A 12,733-nucleotide genomic window follows, 5' to 3' on the forward strand; every position below is an offset into this window, starting at 1 on the left:
TGCAGGCATAGAAATCCGGTGCGGTAATGTCTTCAAACTGTTCCCCTACACAAATTTCATGAATGAGGGAAATCAGTTTCATGCTGAAATATTCAGGCAATCCGGCAGTCGTAGCTGTAGCCGATGCGGTTGCCGTTTCTGTTTCTGGCTGGCTGTCTGTACGGCTCTGCCTGTCTGCTTCGTTCGGTTGGTTTTCTTCGTCCGGTACATATTTGGTCAGGATGCCCATGAAGTGTAAGCTAAGCAGGTAGATGTCGTCGCAACGGTTTTTCATGTATTGCCGGGCTTCTTTCCAGAGAAGGGTTTGCTGCTCATAAAGATGGTCCAGCTGGGCTTTCTCCCTTTCATATTCAGCCTTGCAACGCTCATATTCTCTTTCCGCCAGCTTTTCTTCTTCGGGTGTATGCTCTCGGTAGCCAATGGTATCATAGCGGTTGTTGGCTTCGTTCATCGGTTTGCGTAGCCTGTTTACCACTTCCATCTCTTCCTTGATGGCTTCCTTGTAGCTGTCTGCGTATTGGTTGCATACACGCATAATCACTTCATCATGGGGAAGGCTGTAAGCTTCATAAAGCCGTGTGTATTCTCTGACTTCCTTTTTCAGACTTTTCAGCAGCAGGGTACATGGTTCTGGCGGTGTATGCAGCACCAGTTCAAGGATAGCTTGCTCAAAAGCCTTTATATCGCTCCATTCCGAGTAGAAATCAACGATGAATTTCTGCTTTTCAAAAGAGAAAGTATGGCTTACAATCCAGTCTTTGCTGATTCTGTTCAGCTCTCCGTATTGGGGTATGAGGGTTGTTATCGTATTCATGTTTATAGGAGATTAAATTTGTTCATTGCCTGAATTTTGATGTCGTCTGCTATGTCAATGTAAGGTTTCATGGCTTTGTAGTCGCTATGCCCTGTCCATTTCATGACCACTTGCACCGGAATGCCCAGAGCCAAAGCATTACAAATAAATGTGCGTCTGCCAGTATGGGTGCTCAACAAGGCATATTTAGGTGTGACTTCGTCTATTCGTTCATTTCCCTTGTAGTAGGTTTCCCGTACAGGTTCGTCTATTTCTGCCAGTTCTCCTAACTCTTTCAAATACTCGTTCATCTTCTGATTACTTACCACTGGCAATGCTTTATTGTTTTGGAAAGGAATATCTTTATATTTTTCAAGAATAGCTTTGCTGTGGTCATTCAGCTCAATAATAAGGCTGTCAGCCGTTTTGATGGTGGTAATTTCTATGTGTTCCTCTTTCACGTCGCTGCGTTTCAAGTTATACACATCAGAATGCCGAAGACCTGTGAAGCAACAAAATAATAAAACATCCCTTACTCTTTCAAGGTATTGTTTGGCAGCAGGTATCTGGCAGGCTCTGATTTTGTCCAATTCATTCCGGGTAAGGAATATTACTTTTTTCGGTGCACTTTTCATTTTGGGCATGAATTTGTCATAAGCGGTGTTTTGATGATACCCTTTTCGGTTAGTCCAACGTAAAAACCATTTCAAGAACTTGATTTGCTTGGCTATGGAAGTGTTGCGCATATCTTTATCACTGCGTAAGTAATCTATATACTCATTGAAGTGTCTTTCCGTCCAGCTCTCAAATGTCGTGTTCGGATCAAAAGTTGCGATGTGCTTTTTTACTGTTGCAAACTTCTTTAGAGTAGAGGATGACCAGTCATTTTGTTTGCTGCATTCGGCAACAAACTCATCAAAGATTTTCATGAAGTCTAATTTCACTTCCTCTTTCTCATGATGGCTCTCTTCCTTTTCTCCTTTCATTTTTAGATTGAAAGCCTCTTTGATTTGTGCAGGGGTGGGCATTATGTCTTGTACTTCGAACTCCTTGAACACATTCTGTATCTCGGTGTATTGACGCAGTAGTTCGGTGTTGATTTCTGATGCGCTTTGTTTCAGCTTATTGGTACAGCCGTTTCTTACCCGTTGCTTGTCTGCATCCCATTTCTCCATATCAATCCGATAGCCTGTTGTAAACTCAATCCGTTGGCTTGCAAAAACGACACGCATACGGATGGGTACATTTTGAGTGATAGGAATGCCATCTTTTTTACGGTTTTCCAGTGCGAAGATGATATTTCTCTTGATGTTCATAAACTGGGTGTATTTGAAAAGTTACACCCAAAAGTACACCCAATAATTGAGATATGCAATGATATTAAGAGATATTTAGATAGATGATAGCTAAATATAACTATTTAATAATCTGATGTTTGATAGATTATGATATTTTATAAAAAGGTTCGAGAGACTCCCTCCAGCTCCACAACATTATAATGAAAAGAAAAATCCTGTAATCAATTGAACTACAGGATTTTTTGTTTGTAAATGATTGAATGAAAGAAAAATGCTTTATATGATAAGTCGTGGAATACTTTCTTAGGTCAACAAGCATATTTATTGCATGACATTGCGCTCTGAAAGGAACTGTCAGAGCAGGATATTTACTGCTATATTGTCTATATACTTTCGTTGCTTATTCAGGAATTCAGCCTGAAGGAGTTCATTGGACTGCGATATGACGGTGCAATACTTCTTCTGAGAATCTATCCACAATTTGTGTCTGGCTGTGATTTCCTTATTCTTTGTATATATCGGGTAACCATAGTGATGCCAGAAAGCAGATTCACTACTGTCATCCCATGTCGCATAAGTAGTGGTGCTGTTGATGTATAACACTGATAGATAAATTTCAATTTGAGTTCCGGTGGTATTAATACCTTTATTTATAGTTGTTTCTATATCATCCAAATATTTGTGCAGCTCTACCTTGAGCGTATCCAATTCTATCTCGTTCAACAGTCCTCTCACATAGAAATATTGCATTTCCTTTATCAGATTAAGAAACAGATTATTATCGACTATGAGAGACAGCTTTCTTATTTTAGTATTCAAGAAGCTCATTCTTTCACAGCTTTCTTTAATCTCTTTGGGAATGACTACCTCCGAATATAGATAGTTCAGTGGTACATCTGTCATTTGATGCATCCATCGGTAATAGATAAATTTGAATAAATGTTCATAGTTTATAAACATGGTGTGCAGAAAATGATTTAGTGTGCAGGTGATTTCGGAATTCTCCGAGTCAATCAAGCGTTGCAGGTAGCTTTCATAGTAGCGAAAAAACTCTAGAAGATTCTTGCTTGGGTTTTGTCTGATTGTACCTATATGATTGAATGCGGCGGCATCGCTTTTATCATTACTGATAATCTCATCCAGTGAAAAGTTTAACACCAGAGATAGTTTATAAATCTCTTCCATAGAGAATGGCTTTTCACCTCTCAGTCTCCTGTAAGCGGATTCTTTGCCAATGTCTAAGACTTCCATAAGCAAAGTGACCGGTTTTAAATTTTCCGGCATGATATCCAGAATCTTTGTCAAAACAATTTTATTTAAATTCATAGTCATGAGTCAATGTATTATTAAATATTGTAAATATGAAAATTAAGCATCTAAATATAAAACGACAGCAATAATGTTTAGTTCGATAATTTGAACAATAATTTCCCGTTTTTTCAAAAAGTGAAATAGGTTCTTTTCGCTTGTTTATTATAATCCCAGTTATTGTGTCATTTATTAGTGTATGTTTTATGTTTCCGTAAACAAAGTAGATTAAACGTCTCAAATACTATCATACAGTTCGAATGTAACTGTTTTCTTTGTAATACGGACATTTTAGACTAATTATATGAAGCTCCAGAAATTAAATATTAGAGGGAGAATTATGAATATAGCCAAATGGCGATATAAATTAGAGATTTTTAAAGTAAAGAAGTTTCTATGTGTAATGATGCTTTTTGTTCTTGCTGTTAGGGTAGCTTATTCGGAAAATGTCGGACAAGAAACGAAAACAATAAACAATATGCCTGCATATCTTACTATTGGTACTAATCTACTATATTGGGCGGCACTTGCACCAAATGTAACTGCCGAGTATTATTTCCCGGACAGTCATTGGTCTATATCGGGTACCTTTACTATGCCTTGGTGGAAAAGGAAATCCAAACACCAGTATTATCAGATCAGGCAATACCTCGTGGAAGGCCGATATTGGCTGAACAGCAAGGCTGCCGGAAGGAAACATTTTCTGGGAGCCAATATCCATGGTGGTATCTATGATCTTGAAAATAAGAAAACGGGATATTATGGTGAGTTCATAGGAACGAGTCTCACCTACGGATACAGTCTTAACTTGAATGGGAAGATGTCATTGGAATTCACTATTGGTGGAGGATATATATTCACGAATTATGATAAATATTTGCCTGTAGATAACCGCTACGTATACCAATCGAGGCATAAGACGCATTATTGGGGAGTGACAAAAGCGGGTATCACTCTGATATGGAATATTCTGTATCAGAAAAGGTGAACTAATCTTTTATAATGAATAAGACTAGACGATATGAATATTGGTTTTATATACTTGTTTTGACTGTTTTTATAAGTTGTAGAAAGGATTTATATTACGAGCATTTCAAGGAGGTAGACTTGCATCTGGAGATCACTTATTCCTTGGATTGGCACTTGCCATGTGATGAAAACTGGAATGAGAAATGGCCTGCCGAGTGGACGGTAGATTGGGATAGGATGCTGCCTCGGGTACCGGAAGGTGTCAGGCTCCATGTTTTCGACTACGGCGATAAGACTCCCATTTCAAGTCACAATTTCGAGCATCATGGCGGTCGTGTGGCAATCAATAGCGGACGTTATGATATGCTATTATACAATAATGATACGGAAGGGATCATCTTTGAGAATATGCATGCGGTAAACGAAGCGGTTGCAACTACCCGTACCCGAACGCGTTCGGCATCCTATTCGAACAAGTATCCCGATGAGTTGACCGCTAATGTCCCGGATATGCTGTTTGCCGCATTTCTGTCCGAACAGGAATTAGTGAAAAATGAAGATGAAGAGACAACTTATGCGAGGATGAAGGTCGAACTGGCTCCTAGAACGTGGACCTACCTGATCAGATATGAATTCATTTCAGGCCGGGAGTATGTTTCCGAAGCCCGTGCCTACTTATCGGGGATGGCAGGGAAAGTTTCTTTGAAAGATGGGCATACCGACAACGACAAAGTAGTCACCCTGTTGCTCGATTGCTATACCTGTGATTACGGCGTCGAAACCATTGCTCGTTCTTTCGGGCGATCGGAGACGGCCGCCACGCATAAACTTGTGCTGGAATTGAAACTGATGAGTGGTAAAGTTAAAATGGTGGAGTTTGATGTCACTGATCAAGTTAGCAGACAACCCCAGGGAGGAGTCATTGTTGTCAATGGCATTGTAGTCACTCCTGAAGAAGGAGAAAGACCCGGCGGCTCCGGATTCGACGGGGATGTGAACGATTGGGAAGAAAATGTAGATGTGGATATTCCCATCTCATAAATATAAATAAGTAATTAATTTAATTATTGAATCCATTTAAAAAAGAAAGAATGATGAGAAAAACCAATTTGTTTGCTGTTTTAACAGCAGTTGTTGCATTGACGTTTACCGCATGCACCAATATCGAAGATGTGGCAATGCCAGAGCAGAAAGTGCTGGACTTTTCTGTTTTTGCCAACAAGAACACACGTGCAGCTGAAACGGGCAGCACGCTCAAGACTGATGGGAAAGCATTCGGAGTCTGGGGGTATTCTACTTTTGAGACCGTGGATACTGATGTATTCCTGAATCAGGAAGTGAAGTATAATGGAACTACAAGTGCATGGGAATATTCGCCTTTGAAATACTGGGATACGCGTTCGTCCTATGAGTTCTATGCTTATTATCCTTATAAAGCCAGTGGAGTGACTATCGATGATAATAAAAACATCACCGTTACAGATTTCACCGTAGAACCTTTAGTTGCCAATCACGTAGACTTGATGCTTGCAGACAAAGTGACACGATTGGCCAATGCTCCTGTCAATCAGGTTACTTTTAACTTTAATCATTTACTGTCGAATATCAATCTTTCCTTTAAGAAAGATGTTGGCATTGCTGAAACCAAGGTTACATTGAAGACAGTGAAGATTTACGGGATGAGTAAAAAAGGTACTTTTGTTCAGTCGCAGGTACCTGAATGGGCTATATCCGATACTGATTTTGTAGGAGCAAGCGATTCAAATCTGGAGAACCTGGCAAGTGACAATGTACTTGATGTTGCTACAACAGTAACGTTTAACGATATGCTGTTCATTCCGCAGAATACGAACAGTGTGAAAGTGGATGTCACTTACAATCTTGGTGAATCAGGAGCTGAACAGCCGTTTACAAGGACGCTCGACCTTAGTTATGACGCTTCGGACAGAACATACAATCCGGCTGCGTGGGGACAGAACCAGAAAATAACGTATAATTTCATTATCAGTGCCAATGCGATAGAATTCGGTGATCCTACAGTAGAAGATTGGACAACAACAATCCCGGATGTAGAAGTTCCTTCTATCAATTAATGATGAGAGAATATTAATCCCTGTCATTCTGTGCTTTCCGGGCGGTTCCTTCTCTGGCATGAATACACGGAAATGAGAATCTTCGGCCACGCCCAGAATGACAGATACTCCGTTATATACTGATTAAGATGTATTATTTGAACAATAGAAAAGAAGAATGGATAGTATAATGAAAAAAACAGCTTTCATTATAGGTTTAATATCATTATTGACCGCCTGCAATAGTGGAAGTGATGACCGCTTTATGGAGCTTCCCGACACTCCTGCCGGAAAAGCTTCCATTTCTTTTGACGGTGCCCGGACACGTGCATCCCTAAATACTATATCGAGTACCTTTGCTCTTTACGGAACTGCAACAGATGCCGGCAATACTTCGGTTGTTTTCAATAATCAGAAGATAGAGTATAATAACGAGAGTACCCTCTGGGTTTATTCCCCATTGAAATATTGGAATACACAAGCCGATCACAAGTTCGGAGCTTATGCTCCTTATAATTCCTCCCGGAATTTCTCATTCAATCCGGAAGGATTTCCGATGATAACAGGTTTCATGGTAAGTCAGAATGTTGACAATCAGGAATCTCTCTTGCTTTCGCATCCGGTTGACCGGGAGGTAAGAGCAGGTGGCTTGGATATGTCCCCAGTGGTATTTACATTCGACCCGGCGCTGACAAGAATTAATTTTAGAATAAAGAAAGAATCTTCCCTGACTGATGCGCTTCACTTAAACGTATTGCGTATGTATAACCTGAAATCATCCGGTAATTGTACCCATAACGGCAACCGGATCATTTGGGACACATCATCCGCCCCGACAAATACCTTTGGATACAGTACAGGATTTACAAACCCACAGGAAGTTTCATACGAAGGAATTATTGCCTGGGAGGATGGTGCTTTGATGGTACCTCAACAGATTTCCGGCATCACAGTATATTTGAGTTATACACGTCGGCACAATGACCTGACCTATTCGTATGATAAGGATAATATAACTCTGCCGGGAGCAGACTGGCAACCCGGTCAACAAATAACCTATGTATTGACACTTAAACCCGAAAATTATATTGAAATAGGTGAACCTATCGTTGAACCGTGGATTGACAGTCCATCAGGAGGTGGCACCATCATTGTAAATTAAACTATGGAGTATGAAAGAATCTATTATTTTAAAATATATATGGTTATTATCCGGTAACTTCATGATTGCCATATTGTTGGCGGCGTGTAACGGCAGTAATATAATCCCTGATAATCCGGATGAAGAAATAGAGATTATTCCCGAACGTTCCATCACTTTCTGTTTGGGGACGGCTACGCGTGCTCTGCCTGTCACTCAATTGCGTGGCGAGAGCTTTGGTGTGAAGGCTTATATACTGGATAACCTATGGGCTGCAGCAGGATATAATGCAAAGCCAGACACTGATTGGAATAATGTGAGGATTGACTGTAGTGATTCGGGAGTCTGTACGTATGCCCCTATCCAGTCATGGCTGGATAACAAATACTACACATTTTTCGGTTATTATCCGTATAATACCCTCGGTGTAACTGTTTCCGATGCAAATCACGAATCGACACCTTACATCGAGTATCGTCTGTCGGCCAATGACCCGACGCAACATCAGGATGTCATGGTTGCGTCAACATTCGACTGTACGGCATTGAATACCGGTCAGGTCAGGATGCAATTTTCGCATATACTTTTCTGCATCAATATCGCAGTGAATAATTATCGTGATGAGGCCATCCGGTTGGATAATGTGATATGTCGGTTTACATCCCCTTTATACAGCACATATAGGATAAAGATGGATAAAAGCGAACCGGATACTGGCGGAACCATCACCAATGCGTCTTACCTGATGGCAAGCAGCGTGAATGTATCCAATACATCGGCAACGGGGGCGATAAATATCACGGATGCCGATCGGTTCTTAATGCTGATTCCGCAGCGAGGTTTGCAGGGGACTATTTCTTTCGATGTCACTCAGGGCGGACAAACGACTACGAAAGTGGTTGAATTCAACGACCCCGACACGGAGTATCGCGCAGGATATAGGTATACATTCACGCTCTATTTCGTAGGAGATGCCATTCATCTCAGAATCATTCGAAATAATGAGTGGAATGATAATAATAGTGAAATAGAATTTGATTAAGGAAGGTTTGATTTAATGATAAGAATAATTAGCTATACACGCTTGTTGATACTCGTTTTATCGGTTGGTGTACTGTTTGGATGCAGTAGCGATATTGTGGAACAGAAGAGACAGGCCGAAAGCCGGTATATACGTATAAACGGGTATCCCAAAGGATTCTCTGAAGTGGAAGTTTCGACTCGTTCGGGAAAGAATGAGTTCGAGACTAAACTCTCTACCTTATATATGCTCATCTTTGATGCCAACGGGCAGTTGGTAGATGTTCCGCAATTTATAGCCAGTGGTGTGCCTGATTTCTTGATAGATACACATAGTCCGTCTTTTGTCAATCACGATCAACAGGCGCTTCTACAGTGTGATATTTTTTTGGTGGGTAATTTGAATAATGGAGATCTTGCCGGTATACGGAGTCTTACGGAACTCTATAATTTCGAAGTCGAAGCGACAACGATTCATCCGGATGCCGATCCTTCATTTAAGGGATTGGTTATGATTGGACAAACACAGGAAAAGGTCGACTTGAGTTTGGAGCGTCCTTCCACAAGTAATAATATTCAGGATATATTCATGGTGAGCATCTATGCTAAAGTCGTTGTGAATTTGCAAATACGTCCGGAGGAACATTTGTCCGGAAACGACCAGAGCTTTCGGATGATTAGCTGGGAGGTCGTGAACGCTCCGCGCTATGCAACTCTCGGTGCGCCCGATGCTACCGATGAAACCGCACCTTCGCATGGTGATAAGATACCTTCCAGCCCTTCGGGATTATACTCCGGTTCCAATCCGGTGGGAGTCTCCCAATCCCTGTCCTATACCTTTTATATGTTGGAGCACAAGCGCAATAAGTTGAACACCGTGAATTATCTGGAAGGTATCGACGAAATGTCCAAACAGCGTTTCAAACCAAAGTTTGTGAACGAAGATACGGATGCTGCCTATATGATTATCAACGGAATATATGTCGATCATCAGCTTGTCACGCACGAGACCACTTACAAGCTGTATCTCGGCGCCAACGCTGTGGATGATTTCTATATCCTGCGTGATAATCAGTATAACAATAATATAACAATCAAAGGAGTGACCAGTAACAGTGGCTATGATGAATCGACTGTTTCGTTTGATGCCCGCGTCACAGTAAATTCCGGCCCGGTAGTCGTTTCGGTCAAGCGGGATACACAGCTTGATTGCCATTATGAAGTTCGTCCGCTGGATATTTATATAACTCCCGGTTATACGGTGAATGTTGCAATAGATCCTGCGGCACAGAGCTGGATAGGCTTGGATAGGGAAACAATAGCTGATGGTAAGGTTGTCAAACGGGATTATTTCACTACAAACCTGATTTCAACCTTGCCTAAAAGTTATGGGCCTTTCACTTCCGATTTTCGGGTATGGGCCTATTTTGATGAGAATACTTCTACGTCGGATAGAATAGGTAAAATCATATTCACCTACATTGAGACAGCAACGGGTGACCAGACAGTGCTTACCTATACTTTCTTGCAGAAAGGTCTGTTTGAGGTGGCTTACAATGGACATACTTATTACATCGAATTTCATGAAGAGTATCTCCATAACTTCGACCCCAACGATCCTTTCAATAATAAGACGGACGGAATGTTTTGGGGCCTCGATGGCATGCAACTTTCTCGCCGGAGAGATGCTTTCAAGTATGATGGTATCTTATCTAACTCTATTACCAATAATATAAAAAGTTTATTGAGAGAACTTGATCCACAATTTTATCTTTATGACTTTTATACACCTCGTGATGAAGCGACAGTGGGAACCAATGGAGTTACAATAAACGAGCGTGCCGGACATGCATTTACAAGTGACATTGTTGCTACGGCAGGTATCGGACCTTTAAAGCTGAATGAAACAGCAGGAAGTGCCGTTGAATATTGTTATAACAAGAACAAGCGTAATGCTGCAGGGATAGTATCCGAAATAAAATGGTATCTTCCCGCCATAGACGAAATAGAAGATATCGTTATGGGGGCTTATGGCACTTTTACAGATTTTCAGAATAAGTATTACTGGTCGTCTCAACCTGCTTATGATTACTATACCTATCATTATAGAGGGCTTGGAGGACTCAACTCGGGAGATGGTAACTTTTTCAACGACAATTTATATAGTGCCAGAGCTACCAAGATAGATTATCAGAGTTCTGTATACAATACTGTAAAAAGCGGTATGAGTGATTATTTGATAAAATTCAATTTCAGAAGACCATCGATATTTGAGGCAGTTACTTGGGGAAATCCTCGTGAGGAGATTAATCCGGTCACTCCTGTCGATGATCCGGGTAAACAATTAAGAACGAATATAAATCGTATACGCTGTGTGTATAGGGCAAACTAGTTATTGCGTCTATATACTTCTATAATCGGAGCTATAATTGGGAATCACCAGCTAGTTGGCTTTTGGACGAAATATAAGAAGTCGTTTGGTATATCAACCATTTCTAAATAATTAGTATATATAAAAAGAACACTCATTGCTGCTTTTGCAACATTGAGTGTTCTTTACTATTATGGAGCTATCAATGGAGTTTTATTACTTCTCGCGAACTGTTTATTTTTATATCAGTATCAGGCAATAATCTTTTGATACGTTCTATTCCCTCTTTGGTTATCTTTCCATATAAACTCAACGATCCGATTTTAATCTTTGATATTTCATCAGGTATATCAATTGTGTCGATAAATTGGATATCCAACCTTTTTATTTCTTTGAGTTCTAACAGTACAGCCGGAAATTCTTTTACTCTGATATTGATGCCGCTTCCCCAGCCATCCTTTTGAGCATCAGTACTTAATTTACTTTTTAATCCATCCTTATTAACATCTTTCTTCCTGACCATCCAACCAATTTGCGGTCGTAGAGCAAAAGTCTTGCTGTTTTGCTCTAATCCGATGAAACCCGCCCAAAATTCTAATGGAGTTTCTTTGACGCCATCGGTATATACTTCCTGATACTTTACATCTACCTTCACTATCTCATCAGGAAGACAATTTCTGCCTTCAAGCTGTTGCAGATTATTTCTTTTTCCTTCCTTATCATAAGGGAAAAACTTCACGATCCATCCATCAATGATATTGGGTGCTCCATACTTTTTCTGTGAATGATATTTAAACATATTGCGCCAAAAGTCCTTATTAACTTCTCCTTTGGATGCTTTGACAAATTCTTCCAAAAGAGGTTCCAGTTCTGAAATCCACCAATCGAGTTTGTATTCTTTCAAGCCTCTGGCTTTGTGCAGTAGTTTTTCCCAGTCTTCCGGTGTTCCTTCGAGAGTTATTTTAGGTATTCCACAGACAATGCGTATGATTATAAACTCAAAGTAAGGTTTCACAGCTTCCATGATTGTGATTTCGGAAGCAACTTTCTCTAAGGAGGTGGTCGTTGAAAAATTGCAAGTGAGCAGTTCAGTCAGATGATTGCCTGCGTATTGGGATATTTGTTTTGTAAATTGCGGAAAGATTTCCTCCCATGAAAGAGTAGGGTCTTCCAGCTTTTTATCTTCTCTCACAATTAAGGATAGTTTGCCGGAGAAATCAACAAGATCATTTCTCATAGATTCCTGATTGGCATTGATATGGCGTGCAAATCCTTGGCTGATTAATAGCCAAATCATGTCCGGGGACAATACGAATGGCCTGTGATCCGCATAAGCCTGATACATACCGTTGAAAAAAGAATTAGGGCCAAAAGAAACGAGACTGTCGGGAGATTCGCTCTTTGCAATGATATGATAAGGAACCTTGATATTCTTCTCTTTTATCTCATAAGGCTCTATGTCCATATCCGATAAAATAAGACTCTCATAAATTTCATTCGGGGAGTGTAGATTAAGTAATTCTTCGGGCTTTGAAAGCTTTTCGACCTTAAAAGTGATTCCATTTTGAGCGAATGTGGAAACACTGCAAAATATGAATAAGCAAAATAATGTGTTTTTCATAATCTTAAAGAGTTGTATGGTGGCACAAACTTATCAACTACTTCTATATTTTGAATAGACGATATGCAAATATAATATTATAAGAACTAGATTTGACAGGATATTGAATGTTTTTTGATTTATCTCTATAAAAATCATAA

Annotated in this window: 10 protein-coding genes; 6 read left to right on the plus strand and 4 right to left on the minus strand. The window is 40.2% G+C overall.

Going from position 1 to position 12,733, the window contains the following annotated elements:
• From DXA54_RS23390 to DXA54_RS23400, 3 genes are all read right to left on the minus strand, one after another.
• Positions 1-814, minus strand: an 814-nt coding sequence (locus tag DXA54_RS23390; protein WP_120080816.1) for a hypothetical protein, incomplete at its 3' end; no start/stop codon positions are given.
• 2 nt (positions 815-816) lie between these two features.
• Positions 817-2,109 carry a site-specific integrase gene (locus tag DXA54_RS23395; protein ID WP_007478456.1) on the minus strand — a complete coding sequence of 431 codons (1,293 nt, stop codon included), beginning with the start codon at positions 2,107-2,109 and terminating at the stop codon, positions 817-819.
• A 336-nt stretch (positions 2,110-2,445) separates the two neighbouring features.
• Positions 2,446-3,423, minus strand: a complete 978-nt coding sequence (locus tag DXA54_RS23400) for a helix-turn-helix domain-containing protein (RefSeq protein ID WP_120080818.1) — start codon at positions 3,421-3,423, stop codon at positions 2,446-2,448.
• A 316-nt stretch (positions 3,424-3,739) separates the two neighbouring features.
• Between DXA54_RS23400 and DXA54_RS23405 the strand changes: the two genes are divergently transcribed.
• The 6 genes from DXA54_RS23405 (at position 3,740) to DXA54_RS23430 (ending at position 10,993) form a co-directional block, all read left to right on the plus strand.
• A complete protein-coding gene (locus DXA54_RS23405; protein ID WP_229092334.1) occupies positions 3,740-4,387 on the plus strand; it encodes a DUF3575 domain-containing protein in 648 nt (215 codons plus the stop codon).
• 14 nt (positions 4,388-4,401) lie between these two features.
• Positions 4,402-5,409: a DUF5119 domain-containing protein gene (locus DXA54_RS23410; protein ID WP_120080822.1), complete on the plus strand. Its 1,008-nt coding sequence runs from the start codon at positions 4,402-4,404 to the stop codon at positions 5,407-5,409.
• Positions 5,410-5,459: 50 nt separating this feature from the next.
• Complete coding sequence (locus tag DXA54_RS23415; protein WP_004304693.1) at positions 5,460-6,461, plus strand: fimbrillin family protein; 1,002 nt, start codon at positions 5,460-5,462, stop codon at positions 6,459-6,461.
• A 169-nt stretch (positions 6,462-6,630) separates the two neighbouring features.
• The gene (locus tag DXA54_RS23420) at positions 6,631-7,602 is read left to right on the plus strand and encodes a fimbrillin family protein (protein WP_229102914.1); all 972 of its coding nucleotides are present in this window, start codon (positions 6,631-6,633) and stop codon (positions 7,600-7,602) included.
• Between the two features lie 10 nt (positions 7,603-7,612).
• On the plus strand, positions 7,613-8,623 hold the full coding sequence (locus DXA54_RS23425) for a fimbrillin family protein (protein ID WP_008775541.1): 1,011 nt from the start codon (positions 7,613-7,615) through the stop codon (positions 8,621-8,623).
• A gap of 15 nt (positions 8,624-8,638) precedes the next feature.
• Positions 8,639-10,993 carry a DUF4906 domain-containing protein gene (locus tag DXA54_RS23430; protein ID WP_120080824.1) on the plus strand — a complete coding sequence of 785 codons (2,355 nt, stop codon included), beginning with the start codon at positions 8,639-8,641 and terminating at the stop codon, positions 10,991-10,993.
• 181 nt (positions 10,994-11,174) lie between these two features.
• Here DXA54_RS23430 and DXA54_RS23435 read toward each other — a convergent pair whose 3' ends face one another.
• Positions 11,175-12,593, minus strand: coding sequence for a DUF4419 domain-containing protein (locus tag DXA54_RS23435; protein WP_120080826.1), 1,419 nt, complete (start codon positions 12,591-12,593; stop codon positions 11,175-11,177).
• Positions 12,594-12,733: the final 140 nt, after the last annotated feature.

This window comes from Bacteroides sp. OF03-11BH (assembly GCF_003604005.1).
In the GTDB taxonomy this organism is placed as follows: Bacteria; Bacteroidota; Bacteroidia; order Bacteroidales; family Bacteroidaceae; genus Bacteroides; species Bacteroides ovatus.